The sequence below is a fragment of the Streptomyces sp. NPDC029014 genome (assembly GCF_055564695.1).
Map to the genome: position 1 here is coordinate 1 of NZ_JBVHVT010000008.1, position 18312 is coordinate 18312.

Consider the following 18312-nt stretch of genomic DNA (forward strand, 5'->3'; position numbering starts at 1 on the left):
CCGGAAAACCCCCGGGCTGCCCTAAAACACTGGGCATTCGTGCCCCGCCCCCCCCCCCCCCCCCCCCCCCCCCCCCCTCCCCCCCCCCCCCCCCCAGGACGAGGCCCGCGAGTGGTTCGCCAAGGCCATCGAGGCGGACCGGGACGGCACGACCGACGCCTCCGACCGGCTCGCCGAGCTGGACGGCGTCGAGTTCGTCGACGCGATGGAGGAAGACGAGGACGCTGACCGGGACGAGGACGACCTCGACGGCCAGGACCCCGCCGAGGTGGCCCGCGCCGAGCGCGCCTCCGACCAGACCGAGTACTACGACGAGGACGACGACGAGTACGAGCCGATCGAGCAGTCCGAAGCGGACGCGGACGCGGACGCCGACGCCGGCGCCGAGGCCGGCGCCGACGTTGACGTCGCCGCCGAGGCCGACGCCGAGGTCGACGCCGCCGACGAGGCCGTGGTCGTCGAGGACGAGGTCCGCGACGGCGACAAGGCCTGATCACCGGAACGAGTGAAAGAGGGCGGCACCCCCGAAGGGGTGCCGCCCTCCGCCGTATCCGGCGCCGGCCCGCGTCCCGCGTCAGTCCAGGCTGCGCAGGACCAGGCCCGTCGCCGGCTTCGGGCCGAACGAGGTCGATTTGCGGGGCATCGTCACGCCCTGGCGGGCCAGCTCCCGTACGACCTCCTCGCGCACCGGGTACAGCAGGACCGCGGTGCCGCCGTGCCGCTCGGCCATGGCGACCGTGGCCGAAGCGTCGTGGATGTAGGTGATCTGGTCGGGCGTGTCCGGGATCTGCCACAGGGTGTCGAGGAGCGTCGCGTGCAGCACGGTCGCGTCCAGCCGGCGCCAGGCCTCGGGTCGGTCCCGGCGCACGGTCCGCTCCAGCAGCTCCGGATCGGGGTCGGTGACCAGGTGGAAGGTGCCGTCACCGGTGAGGAGGAAGGCGTTGCCCCGTTCGGCGGCTTCCCCGAGGGCCTCCAGCGCCAGCGGCAGCGGGCCGTCGACCCGGCGGACCCGGAAGCTCCCCTCCACCGCGGCCAGGGCCTCGGCGACCGGAAGGCGGTGCAGCATCCGGTGGATGGCCCGCACCTGCAGCGGGTAGCGGACCGTGTCGACGAGCAGGACGAGGCCGAAATCCCACGGCGTCGGGGAATCGTGCTCCTGCTGGAGGCGCAGGTACGTCGCCCAGCGGTGGTGCCCGTCGGCGATCAGCGCCTGGCGGCGGCGCAGGTCGGCGGTGATGGTGTCCTGGTCGACGGGGTCGATGACCGCCCACAGCCGGTGCCGGACCCCGTCCTCGGTGGTCGTCGCCAGCAGGGGCGTGCTCCGGGCGGTCCGCTCGACGACCTCGGCCGCGCCGGCCGCGGCGTCGCCGCCCCGGTAGGTGAGCAGGAGCGGCTCCAGGTTCGCGGACGTGGCCCGCATCAGCCCCGCGCGGTCCGTGACCACGTGCGGCATGACGTCCTCGTGCGGGAGGACGATGCCGGCGTCCGCCGTCGACAGGGCCAGGGCGCCGATGATGCCGCGCTGCATCACCCGGTCCGTGCGCTGCTCGTAGACGTACAGGGCGGGCTCCGGGTCCGCACTCAGGACGCCCTTGGCCAGCCAGTCCTCCAGCGTCTGCGCGGCCTGCTCGTTGCGCGCGTCCGGCGTGTCGGCCTGCGGCAGGATCAGGCGGACGATGTTGTGCGGGTCGGCGGACTCCAGGTAGTCGACGCCGTCGGGGCGCACCACCACGTCGTACGGCGGTGAGGTGACGGCGGCCAGACTGCCGACGCGTTCCGGGACGTAGCGCAGGCCGTGGAAGGGGATCAGGCGCAGCCCGTCGTGCGTGGTGGCAGAAGTGGTCATTGGTGCATGGTAAGGCGCGTTTCGTGATGCGGGATGATCGAGCGAGGAAACGCTCGGCCGGCGTGTGGCCGAGATCGATCGAAGTTCGAGCGGTTCGAGCCGACAGGGAGTGGACAGGATGACCCGGCGGAGCAGGACCAGTCCGGCAGGCAGCGAACTCGCGCTGCACCAGGCGTACGACACCGCCTTGCTGGATCTCGACGGTGTCGTGTACGCGGGCGGCGAGGCGATCGGGTACGCGGTGGAGTCGCTGGCCGCGGCCCGCGCCGGGGGCATGCACCTGGCGTACGTCACGAACAACGCGCTGCGGACGCCCGACGCCGTGGCCGCGCACCTGGTCGAGCTGGGGATCCCCACCGAGGCCGGTGAGGTGATCACCTCGGCGCAGGCAGTGGCGCGGCTGATCTCGGAGCAGGTGGCGCCGGGCGCGAAGGTGCTGGTGATCGGCGGAGAAGGGCTGCGGGTCGCGCTGCGTGAACGCGGGCTGGTGCCGGTGGACTCCGCCGACGAGGAGGGCCTCGCCGCGGTCGTCCAGGGGTACGGGGGTCCCGAACTGCCGTGGGGGCGGCTCGCGGAGGCCTCGTTCGCCGTCAGCCGCGGCGTGCCCTGGTACGCGTCCAACACCGATCTGACGATCCCGACGGGCCGCGGCATCGGCCCGGGCAACGGGGCGGCGGTGGAGGTCGTGCGGATCGCCACGGGCGCCGAGCCGCAGGTGGCGGGCAAGCCGCTGCCCCCGATGCACCGGGAGACCGTGCTGCGGACCGGGGCGGAGCGGCCGCTGGTGGTCGGGGACCGGCTGGACACCGACATCGAAGGGGCGTTCAACGGCGAGGTGGACTCGCTGCTGGTGCTCACCGGCATCGCGGACGGGGCGCAGCTGCTGCGGGCCGAGCCCCGGCACCGGCCCACGTACGTGGACCGGGACCTGCGCGGGTTGCTCACCGGGCAGCCGGAGGTCACCGCGGCGGGGGACGGCTTCGGCTGCGGGGGATGGACGGCGGTCGCCGGGGACGGCGTCCTCGAACTGCACGGTGCGGGCGACCCGGTCGACGGGCTGCGGGCGCTGTGCGCGGCCGCGTGGACGTGGGCGGGGGACGGCTCCTGCACCCTGGATGCGGGGAAGGCCCTGGCCAGGACCGGGCTGTAGCGCCAGAATCGGCGGGAGCGAGGATCAAGAAGGCGCGGAGGGTAGGCTAACCTAACCTCCGTGTTGGTCGAGAGTCCCCCTGAACAGAGCGCGGCGCCGGCAGCCGCCCCGCGCGCACGGCACGCGGTGCGCGCCGCCGGTCTGGTCGGCGCCTTCGTGGTGCTGGCCCTCGTCGCGGTGGCGAGCATCGCGGTCGGCGCCAAGCAGATGCCGCTCGACGAGGTCTGGCACGGCCTGTTCCACTACGCGGGGACACCCTCCGACGTGGTGGTGCGCGATCTGCGGATCCCGCGCACCCTCCTCGGGCTGATGGTCGGCGTCGGGCTCGGGCTGTCCGGCGCGGTGATGCAGGCGCTGACCCGCAACCCGCTGGCCGAGCCCGGCATCCTCGGCGTCAACGCCGGGGCCGCGGCCGCCGTCGTGTCGGCCATCAGCTTCCTCGGGGCCTCCAGCCTGACCGCGTTCGTGTGGTGGGCCCTGCTGGGCGCCGCCGTCGTCTCGGTCGTCGTGTACGTCCTCGGCGGCAGCCGCAGTGCCACGCCGGTGCGCCTCGCGCTCGCGGGCATGGCGGCCAGCGCCGCCCTCACCGGCTACATCAACGCCGTGCAGCTGATGGACAGCAAGGCGCTCGACAAGCTCCGCTTCTGGACGGTGGGCTCGCTGGCCTCGGCCACCATGGACACCGTCCGGCAGGTGGCCCCGTTCCTCCTCGTCGGCGCGGTCCTCGCGCTCGCGCTGGGCCGGCCGCTCAACGCGATGGCCATGGGCGACGACACGGCGCGGGCGCTCGGCGCCCACCTGACCCGGACCCGGATCGCGGCCATGGTCGCCATCACCCTGCTGTGCGGGGCCGCGACCGCCGCCTGCGGGCCGATCGTCTTCATCGGGCTGATGATCCCGCACCTGGCCCGCATCATCACCGGCCCCGACATGCGGTGGGTGCTCGCCTACTCGGCGGTGCTGTCGCCGGTCCTGCTGCTGGGCGCGGACGTCATCGGCCGGGTCGTCACCCGGCCCGCCGAGCTCCAGGTCGGCATCGTCACCGCCCTCATCGGCGGACCCGTCTTCATCTACCTCGTCCGGCGCAAGAGGATGGCCCAGCTGTGACCGTCGAACTCCGACCGGGCCGAACCCGGTTCGGCTCCCCGACCCGGACCCTGCGCGGCCCCGGCCGGCTGTCGCTGCGCGTGGAGCCGCGGGCACTGGCCGCCGGGCTGCTGCTCACCGCCGCCGTGGCGGCGCTGGCCGTCCTGCTGATCGGCACCGGCGACTTCGAGATCCCGCCGGCGGACGTCGTACAGACCCTGCTCGGCAACGGCACGCCCGCGCAGGACTTCATCGTCAACGACCTGCGGCTGCCGCGGGTCCTCGTCGCCCTGCTCGTCGGTGCCGCGCTCGGCATGTCCGGGTCGATCTTCCAGTCGCTGTCCCGCAACCCGCTCGGCTCCCCGGACCTGCTCGGCTTCCACTACGGCTCGGCCGTCGGCGCCCTCGTCGTGATCGTCCTGTTCAAGGGCGACGCGAGCACGGTCGCGGCCGGCGCGCTGGCCGGCGGCGTGCTCACCGGCCTCTTCGTCTACCTCGTGTCGTACAAGGGCGGCATCAACGGCTACCGGCTGGTCCTCGTCGGCATCGGCACCTCCGCCATGCTCGTCGCCGCCATCCAGTACCTGCTGACCAAGGCCCAGCTCGTCGACGCCACCCGGGCGATGGTCTGGCTGACCGGCTCGCTCGCCGGCCGGGACTGGAGCCAGGTGTGGCCGCTGCTGGCGACCTGCGCGGTGCTGTTCCCGCTGGTCCTCGGGCAGGGCCGGGCCCTGCGGATGACCGAGATGGGCGACGACGCCGCGTACGCCCTCGGGGTGCGGGTCGAGCGCATGCGGATGCTGCTCATGCTGGCGGCCGTCCTGCTCACCACCGCGGCCGCCGCCGCGGCCGGGCCGATCAGCTTCGTCGCGCTCGCCGCGCCCCAGCTGGCCCGCCGCCTCACCCGCTCGCCCGGGTCGAACCTGCTCACCGGGGCGCTCATGGGCGCCGTCCTGCTGATGCTGTCCGACTGGGCCTCGCAGCGGGCGTTCGGCGCCGACCAGCTGCCCGTCGGCGTCCTGACCGGGCTCGTCGGCGGTGTCTATCTGCTCTGGCTGCTCGTCACCGAGCGCAAGGCGGGACGTATATGACCAACTCAAGGAGTACGCAGGTGCAGCAGCGGCTGACCGCGCAGAACGTGACCCTCGGCTACGAGCAGCGGGTCATCGCCGAGAACCTCTCCGTGGAGATCCCCGACCACTCCTTCACGGTGATCGTCGGACCCAACGCGTGCGGCAAGTCCACGCTCCTGCGGGCCCTCTCCCGGATGCTGAAGCCCGCCGCCGGGCAGGTGCTGCTCGACGGGCAGGCCATCGGCTCCCTGCCCGCGAAGAAGGTCGCGAAGACCCTGGGCCTGCTGCCGCAGTCCTCGGTCGCCCCTGACGGGATCACCGTCGCCGACCTCGTCGCCCGCGGCCGCTACCCCCACCAGGGGCTGCTGCGGCAGTGGTCGAAGGAGGACGAGCGGATCGTCCGGGAGTCGATGGCCTCGACCGGGGTCGCCGAACTCGCCGACCGCAGCGTGGACGAGCTGTCGGGCGGCCAGCGCCAGCGCGTGTGGATCGCCATGGCCCTCGCCCAGCAGACGCCGCTGCTGCTGCTGGACGAGCCGACCACCTACCTGGACATCCAGCACCAGCTCGACGTGCTGGACCTGTGCGCCGAGCTCCACGAGAACCAGGGGCGGACCCTCGTCGCCGTCCTGCACGACCTCAACCACGCCGCCCGCTACGCCACGCACCTGATCGCCATGCGGGGCGGGAAGGTCGTCGCGGAGGGGCCGCCGGCCGAGGTGGTCACCGCCGAGCTGGTGGAGAAGGTCTTCGGGCTGCGCTGCCGGATCATCGACGACCCCGAGACCGGGACGCCGCTGGTCATCCCGGCGGCGCGCACCTCCGCGCGCACCGCGCCGCGGGCCGGGGCAGCCACCGCCTGACGGCGCGGGGGCGGGTCCTGCGCCCGTGCCGGTGCGCCGCTGGGCGCGGTCGCTAGAGCAGGTTCCTGAGCCGGAACAGGTCGCGTACGCCCGCCTCCAGCCGGACCCGGCCCGAGGCCCAGGCCTTGGCGAAGGCCAGCTCGCCCCCGACCATCGCGACCAGGTCGTCGCCGGTCATCGCCAGCCGGATCTGCGCCTTGGCGGCCGGCGGCCCGGGGGAGACCGCTTCGACCCTGATCCGGCCGCCGTCGAGGCGGCCCGTGAAGGTCCGGTCCAGGTCGGTGATGTGGCAGCTCAGGGAGCGGTCGAGGGCGGCCGCGCCGCGCACGTCGCCGTCGGCCCGCAGCAGGTTCTCGGAAAGTCGGTCGAGTGCCGCTCGGCACTCCTGGATCGTAGCCATCGTGATCTCGACCGTACCGCAGAGCCGCGGGTGGTCGCTCGCGTGCTTCGCGGTAGCGTCGGGGCATGAGCGACGAAGCGCCCGACACCGCCGCGGCCCCCGAGGAGCCGGAGGCCGCCGTGGAGCCCGGCGGGCCCGCGCCGCTGGGCCTCGTACGGACCCCCACCGGGCACGCCGCGGTGGACGCGCACCTGGAGCGGCTGGCCGAAGCCGACCACCTCACGGCGGACGGACACGTCGCCGTGTACGAGGATGTGCACAGGGGTCTGCGTGACGCGCTGACCGCGCTGGACGCAGCCCCCGCCCCCGGACCGTACGAAAACAGGAGCTGAACCGAACGTGGCAGGAGTGGCACGCCGCCGCCTGGACGCCGAACTGGTACGCCGCAGCATGGCCCGCTCGCGGGAGCACGCCGCGCAGCTGATCGCCGCCGGCCGGGTCACCGTCGGCGGGACCACCGCGACCAAGCCGGCCACCCAGGTCGAGACCAGCGCGGCCCTCGTCGTCCTCAAGGACGACGGCGACCCCGACTACGTCTCCCGGGGCGGCCACAAACTGGCGGGCGCACTCGCCGCCTTCCTGCCGCAGGGGCTCGTCGTCGAGGGTTGCCGCGCCCTGGACGCCGGCGCCTCCACCGGCGGCTTCACGGACGTGCTGCTGCGCTCGGGCGTGGCCCACGTGATGGCCGTCGACGTGGGCTACGGGCAGCTCGCCTGGTCGCTGCAGAGCGACGACCGGGTCACCGTCAAGGACCGTACCAACGTCCGCGAGCTCACCCTGGAGCAGATCGACGGGATCCCCGTCGACCTCGTCGTCGGCGACCTGTCCTTCATCTCGATCGGCCTGGTGCTGCCGGCGCTCGTCGCCTGCTGCGCGCCGGGCGCGGACCTGGTGCTGATGGTCAAGCCCCAGTTCGAGGTCGGCAAGGAGCGGCTCGGCAGCGGCGGCGTGGTGCGCAGCCCCGAGCTGCGGGCCGAGGCCGTGCGCGGGGTCGCCGCGCAGGCGGCGGCGCTGGGGCTGGGGGTGCTCGGGGTGACCGCGAGTCCGCTGCCGGGACCTTCCGGCAACGTCGAGTACTTTCTGTGGCTGAGGGCGGGGGCACCGGCACTCGACCCGGAGGATGTCGACCGTGCAGTGGCGGAGGGGCCGCAGTGACAGATTCAGCGGGATCGAACGGTTCAACGGGTTCAACGGCTTCAACGGGTCACACGGCCCGTACGGGTGTGGAGGCCGCCGTGGCGCGGGGCGGGCCCCTGGCGTCGGGCCGGACCGTGTTCCTGGTCGCGCACACCGGCCGGCCGGCGGCCATCCGCAGCGCCGAGCTGGTCGTCCAGGGGCTGCTCAGGTGCGGCCTGGGCGTGCGCGTCCTGAAGAACGAGGCGCGGGACCTGCCGCTGCCGCCCGAGGTCGAACTGGTGCACGAGTGTACGCCGGAGGCGCTGGAGGGCTGTGAGCTGCTGATCGTGCTGGGCGGCGACGGGACCCTGCTGCGCGGCGCGGAGTTCGCGCGCGGCTCGGGGGTGCCGATGCTGGGCGTCAACCTGGGGCACGTGGGCTTCCTCGCCGAGGCCGAGCGCGACGACCTGGACAAGGTCGTCGACCGGGTGGTCACGCGGGCGTACGAGGTCGAGGACCGGATGACCCTCGACGTGCTCGTGCGGACCAACGGCGACGTGGTCCACCGCGACTGGGCGCTCAACGAGGCCGCGGTGCAGAAGGCGGCCCCCGAGCGGATGCTCGAGGTGGTCCTGGAGATCGACGGGCGCCCGGTGTCCGGCTTCGGCTGCGACGGGATCGTCTGCGCCACCCCGACGGGCTCGACGGCGTACGCCTTCTCGGCGGGCGGGCCGGTGGTCTGGCCGGAGGTGGAGGCGCTGCTGATGGTGCCCATCAGTGCCCACGCGCTGTTCGCCAAGCCGCTGGTGACCTCGCCGGACTCGGTGCTGGCCGTGGAGGTGCAGGCCGGCGTCCCGCACGGGGTGCTGTGGTGTGACGGTCGGCGCATGCTGGAGCTGCCCGCCGGGGCCCGGGTGGAGGTCCGCCGGGGCGCGGTGCCGGTGCGGCTCGCCCGGCTGCACCACGCGTCGTTCACGGACCGGCTCGTCGCCAAGTTCGCGCTGCCCGTGTCGGGTTGGCGCGGCGCGCCGCACTAGCGCCGCGGCGGCGCCTGCGCGCGGGCCCGCCGGGGTGTCGTTAATAGCACATCCGTTCGGAGAATTCTCGACGGGTGACGTCACATGACACCGGTCAAACCTCGGTATGGTCGTCCCGTGCTTGAGGAGATGCGGATACGGTCACTCGGGGTCATCGACGACGCGGTGGTCGAGCTGTCGCCCGGTTTCACCGCGGTGACCGGCGAGACCGGCGCGGGCAAGACGATGGTCGTCACCAGCCTCGGGCTGCTGCTCGGCGGGCGCGCGGACCCGGCCCTCGTACGGATCGGCGCCAAGGCGGCGGTCGTGGAGGGCCGGATCGTCATGCGCCCCGGCGCGCCCGCGGCCGTCCGGGCCGAGGAGGCCGGAGCCGAGCTCGACGACGGCACCCTGCTGATCAGCCGGACCGTGTCCGCCGAAGGGCGCTCCCGCGCCCACGTCGGCGGCCGGGCCGTGCCCGTCGGCCTGCTCGGCGAGCTCGCGGACGACCTGATCGCCGTCCACGGCCAGACCGACCAGCAGGGCCTGCTGCGGCCCGCCCGCCAGCGACAGGCCCTCGACCGGTACGCGGGCGACGCCGTCGCGGTCCCGCTGGAGAAGTACGCGGCCGCGTACCGGCGGCTGCGCGCCGTCGCCACCGAGCTCGACGAGATCACCACCCGCGCCCGGGAGCGGGCCCAGGAGGCCGACCTGCTCCGCTTCGGGCTGGAGGAGATCGCGGCCGTGGAACCGCTGCCCGGCGAAGACGCCGAGCTGGCGGCGGAGGCCGAGCGGCTCGGCCACGCCGAAGCGCTCGCCTCGGCGGCGCAGATCGCGCACGCGGCGCTCGCCGGCAACGTCGAGGACCCGGAGGGCGTCGACGCGAACACGCTCGTCGCGGGCGCACACCGGGCGCTGGAGGCCGTACGGTCCCACGACCCGGTGCTCGGCTCGCTCGCCGAACGGATCGGGGAGCTGCAGATCCTGCTCACCGACGTGGCCGGCGAGCTCGCCGGGTACGCCGACGACCTCGACGCCGATCCGCTGCGGCTCGCCGCGGTGGAGGAGCGGCGGGCGGCCCTGACCCAGCTCACCCGCAAGTACGGCGACTCGATCGACGCCGTCCTGGAGTGGGCCGAACAGGGCTCCGCGCGGCTCCTGGAACTCGACGGGGACGACGAGCGGATCACCGAACTCACCGCCGAGCGGGACGGGCTCGCCGCCGAACTCTCGCAGCTGGCCGGGGCCCTGACGGACGCCCGGACGGAGGCCGCCACCCGGTTCGCCTCCGCCGTCACGGAGGAGCTGGCCTCGCTGGCGATGCCGCACGCCCGGGTGACCATCGACGTCCGCCAGGCGGAGGACGAGGACGGCGTCGAGGTCGGCGGCCGGCGCGTCGCCTACGGACCCTCGGGCGCCGACGAGGTCGAGCTGCTGCTCGCCCCGCACCCGGGCGCGCAGCCGCGGCCGATCGCCAAGGGCGCCTCCGGCGGTGAGCTGTCGCGCGTCATGCTGGCCGTCGAGGTCGTCTTCGCGGGCTCCGACCCCGTCCCGACGTACCTCTTCGACGAGGTCGACGCGGGCGTCGGCGGCAAGGCGGCGGTCGAGATCGGCCGGCGCCTCGCGAAGCTCGCCAAGTCGGCGCAGGTCGTCGTCGTCACCCACCTGCCGCAGGTGGCGGCCTTCGCGGACCGGCAGCTGCTGGTCGAGAAGACCAACGACGGCTCGGTGACCCGCAGCGGCGTCACCGTCCTGGAGGGCGAGGACCGCGTCCGCGAGCTGTCGCGCATGCTGGCGGGCCACGAGGACTCGGTGTCCGCGCGGGCGCACGCCGAGGAACTGCTCGCAGCGGCACGCGCCGACGCGTAGCGGGTACGACCACGACCCACGAGGGCCCGGAGCGCACGGCGCTCCGGGCCCTCGGCGCACGCGCCGGGACCACGCGTCCGCACCACCCGCTCGTGCGCACGCCGCGTGGACGCGCGTCGGCGCCCGGCGGCGGGGGGTGGCGGGGGGTGGCGAGTGGGGAGGCGGGGGGTGGCGCGCAGGTGGCGCCGGGATGACGAGGCGCTACGCCGTGTGGGTGACGCTCGGGGGCGTGTGACGGTATCTCGTGCGGGATCAGCACCCGTATGGTCCCGGAACGCGCGTGCGGGCTGGCATCCTGGGCGGCGACTCTGCCCCCTCATCCAGGAGCCTCGAGCCGTGAGCAGCTCCCCGGTCCCGTTTCCGGCCCCCGCACAGCCGTACGGCCGGCCGCCCCTGCGCACCGTCCAGGTGCTCGGCGGTGCCGGCGCGGCCAGCAGCGCGCACGTACGGTCCCTCGCGACCGGTCTCGCCGCGCGCGGGGTACGCGTCACGGTGTGCGCCCCCGTCGAAGCGGAAGGGGAGTACGACTTCACCGGCGCCGGAGCACAGTTCGCGCCGGACGCGGTGAGCGCCCTGCGGTCCGCCTGCGCCGGAGCGGACGTGGTGCACGCGCACGGCGTCCGGGCGGCGGTACGGGCCCTGCTGGCGCTGCGCGGGCGCCGCGTGCCGCTCGTGGTCACCTGGCAGGGCGGCGAGCCGGCCCCCGAAGGGCCGCTGGGGCGGCTCGGACGGCTCGTCGAACGACAGGTCGCGCGGGCCGCGGCCGTGGTCCTCGGCGCCTCCACCGACCAGGTGGACATCGCGCGGGCCCGCGGCGCCCGGGACGCCCGGCTGGCCCGGCCCGCCGCCCCCACCGGAACCGGCGGCGGCCCCGCCCCGGGCACGGACCCGGGCAAGGTGCGGGCCGAGCTGGGCGCGGTCGGGCGGCCGCTGGTGATCGCGATCGGAAGCCTGGTCCCGCACCGCGGGTACACCGTCCTGCTGGACGCGGCGAGGGCCTGGCGGGCACTGGAACCCGTACCGCTGGTGGTGATCGCGGGGGAGGGCCCTCAGCGCGCGGAGCTGGCCCGGCGGATCGAAGCCGAGGGGCTCCCGGTGCGGCTGCTCGGGCGGCGCCGGGACGCGGTGCAGCTGCTCGCCGCGGCCGACGTGGCGGTGCTGCCCAGCCGGTGGGAGGCGCGGTCGCTGCTCGCGCAGGAGGCGCTGCGGCTGGGCGTGCCGCTGGTCGCGACGGCGGTGGGGGGCGTGCCGGAGCTGGTCGGGGACGCGGGGGTGCTGCTCCCGCACGGGGACGCCCCCGCCCTGGCCGCGGCGGTCTCCGGGCTCCTGTCGGACCCGGCCCGGCGGGCCGAGCTGGCTGCGGCGGGCCGCGCCCAGTCGGCGACCTGGCCGTCGGAGGACGACACGGTCGCCCAGGTCCTGTCCGTCTACGACGAACTGATGGACCGCCGGCGCTGAGCGGACGGCGTGATGGACTGACCGGATGAAGACGAAGATCCTCTCACCCGGTGTGCTGCGGGCCCTCGAACGCTTCAACGCCGCCCACCCGTGGGACCACAACGCCCACCACCACCGCTGGATCCTGCGGCAGCTGCCGGAACGCTTCGAGCGCGCCCTGGACGTCGGCTCCGGCAGCGGAGACCTCGCGAGGCTCCTCGCCGGGCGGGCGGCTCGCGTCACGGCGGTCGATTCCGATCAGGGGATCACGGACCGGGCCCGGGAACTGACCCCTGCCGCGCTTCCCGTGGAGTACACCGTCGCGGACGCGGTGGCCGACCCCGACCTCCCGGGCGGCCCGTACGACGTGATCACGTGCGTCGCCGCGATCCACCACATGCCGTTCGGCCGGGCGCTGGGCTGCTTCCGGCGGCGACTCGCGCCCGGAGGGACGCTGGTGGTCGTCGGGCTGGCACAGGCCCGGACACCGGGTGACCACCTGCTGGGGGCGGTGGCGATACCGGCCAACGCCGCCATGGGCTGGCTGAAGAACCGCGGGCGGTGCGGGCCGCGGCCGGTGGCGATGACGGCGCCGACCCGCGTGCCGGAGATGGCCTTCGCCGACATCGTGCGGGAGGCCGAAGCCGTGCTGCCCGGGGTGCGGCTGCGCCGCCGGCTGTTCTGGCGCTACACCCTGGTATGGCGCCACCCCTGACCCGGCTCCCGCCCCGCACCGGGCGCCACAAACGCCGGCGAGGCTGGAATCCTGGGCTCCGCCCCGCCCCCCCGCGCCTCAAACGCCGGCGGGCTGAAGCCCAGGGGGACCCCCGCGCCTCAAACGCCGGCGAGGCTGGAGTGCGCCGGCGGGGCTGGAGGTGCGTCGGCGGGGGTTGGGATATCCAGCCCGCGCGGCGTTTGAGCGCACCGGGCGCAGCGCACGGAAACGGGGTCCGGGGCGGAGCCCCGAACCCTCAGCCCGCCGGCGTCCGAGGCGCCGGGGTCCGGGGCGGGGCGCCGAGGCTTCAGCCCCGCCGGCGTTTGAGGCGCGGGGGTCGGGGCGGAGCTCCGGATTCCAGCCCCGCCGGCGTTTGAGGCGTCGGGGGGCCGGGGGCGGAGTCCACGGTTTCGGGAAGGGGTGGGGTGGGGCTCGGCCGCCCGCAGGGTCCTACCCGCACCCGGGTCACCCGGCGGCGGGCAAGGGGCGCAACCAGCGCTCGCCAGGGCGGGCGCGGGTTCGGCGCACCGCGCCGGCGACCGGCGGGCGCGTCAGGACGGGGACGCGTGGCGGCGCGCCCGCAGCGCCAGGCTCAGCGAGAGCACCGTCTCCGGATCGTCGAGGTCCGTACCCAGCAGCTCCGAGATCCGGGCCAGCCGGTTGTACAGCGTCTGCCGGTTCAGGTGCAGCTCGCGCGCCGTCTCAGCCTTCCGCCCCGCATGCGCCAGGTACGTCTCCAGCGTCGGCAGCAGCGGCGGCCGCGACGCCGCGTCATGGGCCCGCAGGGCCCCGATCGCCCGGTCGACGAAGGCCGCCAGGTCGGGATGTTCCCGCAGCCGCCACAGCAGCAGGTCGATGTCCAGGCGGCGGGCGTCGTACCAGGGCCGGGCGGGCAGCCCGTGGGCGGCGGTGGCGGTCTCGGCCGCGTGCCGCAGCCCGGCGGAGACGGCCGCCCAGCCGCCCGCGACCCCGACGACGACCGCCGGCGGGGCGGCGGCCCGGTCGAGCCCGGCCCGTTCGACCCCGGCCCGCAGTGCGGCCGCGACCCGGTCGGCGACCGCGGTCCGCTCCGATTCGGCCCGCAGGGACACCAGCAGGGGTACGCGGCCCTCGACCGGCCGGACGCCGAGCAGCACCGGCACGCCGACCGCGGACAGTTCCTCCAGGACGGCGCGGGCCAGCACGGCCCAGTTCCCCGCCGGCCCGAGGTCCGTGGACAGCCGCATCACGACGGGCAGCAGCGGTCCGGCTCCCGGCCGGAAGCCGAGGACCCGCGCCTGCGCCGGGGCGTCCTCGGCGGAGATCCGCCCCTCGGCCAGGTCGGTGAGGAAGTCGCCGCGGCCGCGGGCGGCGAGTTCCTCTTCCTGCCGGGCCTGCATCAGGACGACGGCCAGTACGCCGGCGGTCCGTTCGGCCGCCATCCGGTGCACGGGCATCAGCGGCGCCGACACCCCGAGCAGGACGAGCCGCGCCCGGACCGAGCCGGTGCCGGGGCCGCCTCCGGGCACGTCGACGACGACGGTGTGGCCCGACGGGCCGGCCTCGCGCTGGCCGCGCAGTCCTTCCCACACCTGGAGGGGATCGGCGGCGGCCTCGCCGGCCACCGGGCCGGCCCCGTAGAGGAGTTGGCCGTCGGGGGTTTCGAGGAACACCGGGTTCGCGGTGAAGTCGGCCAGGATGTGCAGCACCTGGGGGATGCCGCCGCCGCTCAGCAGGGCTTCCGTGCACCGGCGGTGGACTTCCTCGGCGCGCTGGAGCAGCGCGTAGTGGCCGTTGACGATCTCGGTGTGGACCTCCTCCGTCACCGTCACGAAGGGGACCTCGCGGTGCAGTTGGACGAGCGGCAGCCCGACCGCCTGCGCCGTGTCCACGAGGGTGGCCGGGAGCCGGGTGAAGCGCGGACCGAGCTCGACGACGAGGGCGGCGATGCCCCGTTCTGCGAGGCGGCGGACGAAGGCCCGCTGCTCGGCGGGCCGGGTGCCCAGGCCCAGGCCCGTGGTCAGCAGCAGTTCCCCGCCCTTGAGCAGGGACGCGATGTTCGGGACCTCGCCCGCGTGCACCCAGCGCACGGTCCGGCCGAGGCGGTCGGCGCAGGCCACCACCTCCGGCAAGCCGCTGCGCAGCCCGGGCAGCTCCAGTGCCCGCTGAACGGTGATCCCGCCCTGGTTGTCCATAGCGCGGGACGCTAACGCACGGCCCGTTCCGCCGCTACAACGGCTTGATGTTGTGGTTGAAGCGGAAGACGTTGTCCGGGTCGTACTGCCGTTTCACCTCGGCCAGCCGGCGCACGTTCTCCGCGCCGAGGCCCGCCACGACCCGCTCCGGGCCCTCGTCGCCGGTGAAGTTGAGGTACACGGCGCCGGTGCTCCACGGCTGCGCGTCGGCCCGTACGGCCTTGACCCACTGGACGGCGCGCACGTCGTCGGCCGGGTCCTCCCAGATGCCGAAGGGGTGCACCACCCACGGCGCGTCCCGGTACGGGACCGGCCACTGCGGCGGCCCGGCGGCGATCGCACCGCCCTGCGGGAACAGCACGTGCTGGCAGCCGGACGGCACGGGCATGTCGGACGCGCGGGCGCAGAACACGTCGAGCATCTCGTCCGGGATGCCGGTCAGGTACTCGGCCGACCAGTAGTTGCGCATGTCGGGAGGGTCGTCGAGCATGCACTGGAAGTCGGCGTACGGCGGTGCCGCGACGACCTCCACCTCGTGCGGGACGGCCAGCAGCGGCGCAGCGAGCTTGCGGACCCCCTCCTCGGGGCCCGTGTACGTCACGACCGCAGCGGCGAGCAGCGTGCCGACGAGGTGCTCGGGCATGAAGTCGTCCGGCGAGCCGGTCAGGTAGAGGATGCCCCCGCCCACGTCGTCGGGGCCGCTCTCGACGACCTCGCGGTAGGCGCGGGTCAGGGCCGGCCCGTGCTCGGGCAGGGCCAGCACCAGGGCGAAGGAGAACGCGGGCAGTTCGTGGAGCCGCAGGGTGAGGGAGGTGGCGATGCCGAAGTTCCCGCCGCCGCCGTGCAGCGCCCAGAACAGTTCCGGGTTCTCCTCGGCGGTGGCCTCCACCACCATGCCGTCGGCGGTCACCAGTTCCACGCCCAGCAGGTTGTCGACGGCCAGCCCGAACTTCCGGTCCAGCCAGCCGCTGCCGCCGCCCAGCACGTAGCCGCCCAGGCCCGTGGTGGAAGCCCGGCCGCCCGTCGTGGCCAGGCCGTACGGCTGGCAGGCCCGGTCCAGGTGGCTCATCGTGGCCCCGCCCTCCGCGCGGACGGCCCGGGCCGCCGGGTGCACGGTCACCTCGTGCATCCGCCGCAGGTCGACGACCACCCCGCCGTCGTTGAGGGCCATGCCGGCGACGCTGTGGCCGCCGCCGCGCACGCCGACGTGCAGGTCCAGGTCCCGGGCGAAGCGGACGGCCGTGACCACGTCCGCGACGCTCTCGCACTGGGCGATGACGGCCGGCCTGCGGTCGATCATCGCGTTGAAGACGCGCCGGGCGTCGTCGTAGCCCGCGTCGCCGGGCGCGAAGACGTCGCCGGCCAGATCCTCGCGGAGCGCGGCAAGCGCCGTGCCCGCCTTCGAGAGGGGAGCCATGGCTGCCCCTTTCCGCCGGGAGGGCAAAGGACCATTCCAGCGTAGGCGGACCCACCGGACCCCACCTCCCGGAGGCGGGTCCGGTGGGCGGGCCGGGTCAGCCGCCGTACGCGCCGCTCGCGGTCAGCCGCAGGGCCGTGTCGATCAGCGGGACGTGGCTGAAGGCCTGCGGGAAGTTGCCGACCTGCCGCTGCAGCCGCGGGTCCCACTCCTCCGCCAGCAACCCCAGGTCGTTGCGCAGGGCCAGCAGCCGCTCGAAGAGGTGGCGGGCCTCGTCGACCCGGCCGATCATCGCGAGGTCGTCGGCCATCCAGAAAGAGCAGGCCAGGAAGGCGCCCTCGTCGCCCTCCAGGCCGTCCACGCCGGCTTCCTCGCCGGCCGTGGGGTAGCGCAGGATGAACCCGTCGGGCGTGGACAGCTCGCGCTGGATCGCCTCGATGGTGCCGATGACCCGCTTGTCGTCCGGCGGGAGGAAGCCCATCTGCGGGATCAGCAGCAGGGAGGCGTCCAGCTCCTTCGAGCCGTACGACTGCGTGAAGGTGTTGCGTTCCTTGTCGTAGCCCTTCTCGCACACGTCCTGGTGGATCTCGTCGCGCAGCTCGCGCCACCGGTCCAGCGGGCCCTCCGCGTCACCGCTCTCGATCAGCTTGATCGTCCGGTCCACCGCCACCCAGGCCATCACCTTCGAGTGCACGAAGTGCCGGCGCGGTCCGCGGACCTCCCAGATGCCCTCGTCCGGCTGGTCCCAGTGCGTCTCCAGGTAGCGGATCAGCTTCAGCTGGAGTCCCTGGGCGTAGTCGTTGCGGGCCAGGCCCGTCATGTGGGCCAGGTGCAGGGCCTCGGTGACCTCGCCGTACACGTCCAGCTGGAGCTGGTGCGCGGCCCCGTTGCCGACCCGGACCGGGCGGGAGTCCTCGTAGCCCGGCAGCCAGTCCAGCTCGGTCTCGCCGAGCTCCCGCTCGCCCGCGATGCCGTACATGATCTGCAGGTTGTCGGGGTCGCCGGCGACCGCGCGCAGCAGCCACTCGCGCCAGGCCTGGGCCTCCTCGCGGTAGCCGGTGCGCAGCAGCGAGGAGAGGGTGATCGCCGCGTCCCGGAGCCAGGTGTAGCGGTAGTCCCAGTTCCGGACCCCGCCGATCTCCTCGGGCAGGGAGGTGGTGGGGGCGGCGACGATGCCGCCGGTGGGCCCGTACGTCAGCGCCTTCAGGGTGATCAGGGAGCGGATCACGGCCTCCCGGTAGGGGCCGTGGTACGTGCAGTGGTCGACCCACTCCCGCCAGAACGCGGTGGTGGCGGTCAGCGCCGCCGCGGCGTCGGGGACCTCCGGCGCGCCGCGGTGCGAGGCCTGCCAGCTGATGCAGAAGGCCACCCGGTCGCCCGGGCCGACGGTGAAGTCGGAGTACGTCGTCAGGTCCTCGCCGTACGTCGGCACGTCGGAGTCCAGCCAGACCGAGTCGGGGCCGGCGACGGCGACGGTCCGCGCGTCCACCTTGTGCACCCAGGGCACGACCCGCCCGTAGCTGAACCGCATGCGCAGCGCCGAGCGCATCTGCACGCTCCCGGTGACGCCCTCGACGATGCGGATCAGCTGCGGGGCGTGGTCCTCGCGCGGCGGCATGAAGTCGATGACGCGGACGGTGCCGTCCGCGGTGTCCCACTCGGATTCCAGGACCAGCGAGTCGCCCTGGTAGCGGCGACGGTCGGCGTACGGCGCCCCGGAGCCCGCCGGCCCGATCCGCCAGAACCCGTGGTCCTCCGTGCCGAGAAGGCTCGCGAAGACGGCGTGGGAGTCGAACCGTGGCAGGCACAGCCAGTCCACCGACCCGTCCCGGCAGACCAGTGCGGCGGTCTGCGTGTCTCCGATCAGTGCGTAATCCTCGATGCGCCCGGACACGTTGCTTCTCCAGTCGAAACGGCCACGTCCGCCCCGAAGGGCGCTTGCATTGCGCGGTTGCGCGGTCTTCCGTGTGTGGATCCCCGCACTGAGCTCATGATTCCGGATGCGGCCGGGTTACGCCGTCTGCCGGACTGCTCGGCGGCGATGTGCAGCGATATCCGAGCAGGATATGACGGCACCCTAGTGATCTCTCGAAGTACGGGGACAGTGCCGCTCGTCCGAACGGGTGACCAGGGCGGATGTCGCCCGATCG

Annotated in this window: 16 protein-coding genes; 11 read left to right on the forward strand and 5 right to left on the reverse strand. The window is 74.4% G+C overall.

Annotation, left to right across the window (positions count from 1 at the left end; translation table 11 throughout):
• The first annotated feature begins 205 nt into the window (after positions 1–205).
• On the forward strand, positions 206–493 hold the full coding sequence (locus tag ACZ4VL_RS06185; RefSeq protein ID WP_468196453.1) for a hypothetical protein: 288 nt from the start codon (positions 206–208) through the stop codon (positions 491–493).
• An 81-nt stretch (positions 494–574) separates the two neighbouring features.
• On the opposite strand, the gene ACZ4VL_RS06190 is transcribed toward ACZ4VL_RS06185, so the two are convergent.
• Positions 575–1846: a DUF1015 family protein gene (locus ACZ4VL_RS06190; RefSeq protein WP_468196456.1), complete on the reverse strand. Its 1272-nt coding sequence runs from the start codon at positions 1844–1846 to the stop codon at positions 575–577.
• 118 nt (positions 1847–1964) lie between these two features.
• Here ACZ4VL_RS06190 and ACZ4VL_RS06195 point away from each other — a divergent pair, with 118 nt between their 5' ends.
• The 4 genes from ACZ4VL_RS06195 to ACZ4VL_RS06210 are packed head-to-tail and all read left to right on the forward strand — an operon-like array spanning position 1965 to position 6018.
• Positions 1965–2996 (forward strand): HAD hydrolase-like protein, encoded by a 1032-nt coding sequence (locus ACZ4VL_RS06195; RefSeq protein WP_468196458.1) that lies wholly within the window; start codon positions 1965–1967, stop codon positions 2994–2996.
• Between the two features lie 60 nt (positions 2997–3056).
• A complete protein-coding gene (locus ACZ4VL_RS06200; RefSeq protein WP_468196460.1) occupies positions 3057–4103 on the forward strand; it encodes a FecCD family ABC transporter permease in 1047 nt (348 codons plus the stop codon).
• Entirely contained in the window at positions 4100–5173 is a 1074-nt protein-coding gene (locus ACZ4VL_RS06205; protein ID WP_468196462.1) for a FecCD family ABC transporter permease, read from the forward strand. Before ACZ4VL_RS06200 ends, ACZ4VL_RS06205 begins: the two co-directional genes overlap by 4 nt.
• Positions 5170–6018 (forward strand): ABC transporter ATP-binding protein, encoded by an 849-nt coding sequence (locus tag ACZ4VL_RS06210; RefSeq protein WP_468196465.1) that lies wholly within the window; start codon positions 5170–5172, stop codon positions 6016–6018. Before ACZ4VL_RS06205 ends, ACZ4VL_RS06210 begins: the two co-directional genes overlap by 4 nt.
• A 52-nt stretch (positions 6019–6070) precedes the next feature.
• Here ACZ4VL_RS06210 and ACZ4VL_RS06215 read toward each other — a convergent pair whose 3' ends face one another.
• The gene (locus tag ACZ4VL_RS06215; RefSeq protein WP_468196467.1) at positions 6071–6418 is read right to left on the reverse strand and encodes an SCP2 sterol-binding domain-containing protein; all 348 of its coding nucleotides are present in this window, start codon (positions 6416–6418) and stop codon (positions 6071–6073) included.
• Positions 6419–6483: 65 nt separating this feature from the next.
• Between ACZ4VL_RS06215 and ACZ4VL_RS06220 the strand changes: the two genes are divergently transcribed.
• The 6 genes from ACZ4VL_RS06220 (at position 6484) to ACZ4VL_RS06245 (ending at position 12571) form a co-directional block, all read left to right on the forward strand.
• Positions 6484–6750, forward strand: coding sequence for a hypothetical protein (locus tag ACZ4VL_RS06220; protein WP_404242540.1), 267 nt, complete (start codon positions 6484–6486; stop codon positions 6748–6750).
• 7 nt (positions 6751–6757) lie between these two features.
• Complete coding sequence (locus ACZ4VL_RS06225) at positions 6758–7573, forward strand: TlyA family RNA methyltransferase (protein ID WP_468196471.1); 816 nt, start codon at positions 6758–6760, stop codon at positions 7571–7573.
• An 80-nt stretch (positions 7574–7653) separates the two neighbouring features.
• A complete protein-coding gene (locus tag ACZ4VL_RS06230) occupies positions 7654–8571 on the forward strand; it encodes an NAD kinase (protein ID WP_468196473.1) in 918 nt (305 codons plus the stop codon).
• Between the two features lie 129 nt (positions 8572–8700).
• Positions 8701–10419, forward strand: coding sequence for a DNA repair protein RecN (recN, locus tag ACZ4VL_RS06235; RefSeq protein WP_468196697.1), 1719 nt, complete (start codon positions 8701–8703; stop codon positions 10417–10419).
• Between the two features lie 336 nt (positions 10420–10755).
• Positions 10756–11877 carry a glycosyltransferase family 4 protein gene (locus tag ACZ4VL_RS06240; protein ID WP_468196476.1) on the forward strand — a complete coding sequence of 374 codons (1122 nt, stop codon included), beginning with the start codon at positions 10756–10758 and terminating at the stop codon, positions 11875–11877.
• Positions 11878–11902: 25 nt separating this feature from the next.
• Positions 11903–12571, forward strand: a complete 669-nt coding sequence (locus ACZ4VL_RS06245; RefSeq protein ID WP_468196478.1) for a class I SAM-dependent methyltransferase — start codon at positions 11903–11905, stop codon at positions 12569–12571.
• Positions 12572–13122: 551 nt separating this feature from the next.
• On the opposite strand, the gene ACZ4VL_RS06250 is transcribed toward ACZ4VL_RS06245, so the two are convergent.
• From ACZ4VL_RS06250 to ACZ4VL_RS06260, 3 genes are all read right to left on the reverse strand, one after another.
• Positions 13123–14745 (reverse strand): PucR family transcriptional regulator, encoded by a 1623-nt coding sequence (locus ACZ4VL_RS06250; RefSeq protein ID WP_468196480.1) that lies wholly within the window; start codon positions 14743–14745, stop codon positions 13123–13125.
• 34 nt (positions 14746–14779) lie between these two features.
• Complete coding sequence (locus ACZ4VL_RS06255) at positions 14780–16162, reverse strand: FAD-binding oxidoreductase (RefSeq protein WP_468196482.1); 1383 nt, start codon at positions 16160–16162, stop codon at positions 14780–14782.
• 97 nt (positions 16163–16259) lie between these two features.
• On the reverse strand, positions 16260–18056 hold the full coding sequence (locus ACZ4VL_RS06260; RefSeq protein WP_468196485.1) for a glycoside hydrolase family 15 protein: 1797 nt from the start codon (positions 18054–18056) through the stop codon (positions 16260–16262).
• Positions 18057–18312: the final 256 nt, after the last annotated feature.

What these genes read in the sequence shown, in the direction of transcription:
- recN (WP_468196697.1), top strand. Translation starts at nt 8,701, where the DNA reads ATGCGGATACGGTCACTCGGGGTCATCGACGACGCGGTGGTCGAGCTG.
- ACZ4VL_RS06215 (WP_468196467.1), bottom strand. Translation starts at nt 6,418, where the DNA reads ATGGCTACGATCCAGGAGTGCCGAGCGGCACTCGACCGACTTTCCGAG.
- ACZ4VL_RS06210 (WP_468196465.1), top strand. Translation starts at nt 5,170, where the DNA reads ATGACCAACTCAAGGAGTACGCAGGTGCAGCAGCGGCTGACCGCGCAG.
- ACZ4VL_RS06250 (WP_468196480.1), bottom strand. Translation starts at nt 14,745, where the DNA reads ATGGACAACCAGGGCGGGATCACCGTTCAGCGGGCACTGGAGCTGCCC.
- ACZ4VL_RS06245 (WP_468196478.1), top strand. Translation starts at nt 11,903, where the DNA reads ATGAAGACGAAGATCCTCTCACCCGGTGTGCTGCGGGCCCTCGAACGC.
- ACZ4VL_RS06220 (WP_404242540.1), top strand. Translation starts at nt 6,484, where the DNA reads ATGAGCGACGAAGCGCCCGACACCGCCGCGGCCCCCGAGGAGCCGGAG.
- ACZ4VL_RS06195 (WP_468196458.1), top strand. Translation starts at nt 1,965, where the DNA reads ATGACCCGGCGGAGCAGGACCAGTCCGGCAGGCAGCGAACTCGCGCTG.
- ACZ4VL_RS06190 (WP_468196456.1), bottom strand. Translation starts at nt 1,846, where the DNA reads ATGACCACTTCTGCCACCACGCACGACGGGCTGCGCCTGATCCCCTTC.
- ACZ4VL_RS06255 (WP_468196482.1), bottom strand. Translation starts at nt 16,162, where the DNA reads ATGGCTCCCCTCTCGAAGGCGGGCACGGCGCTTGCCGCGCTCCGCGAG.
- ACZ4VL_RS06185 (WP_468196453.1), top strand. Translation starts at nt 206, where the DNA reads ATGGAGGAAGACGAGGACGCTGACCGGGACGAGGACGACCTCGACGGC.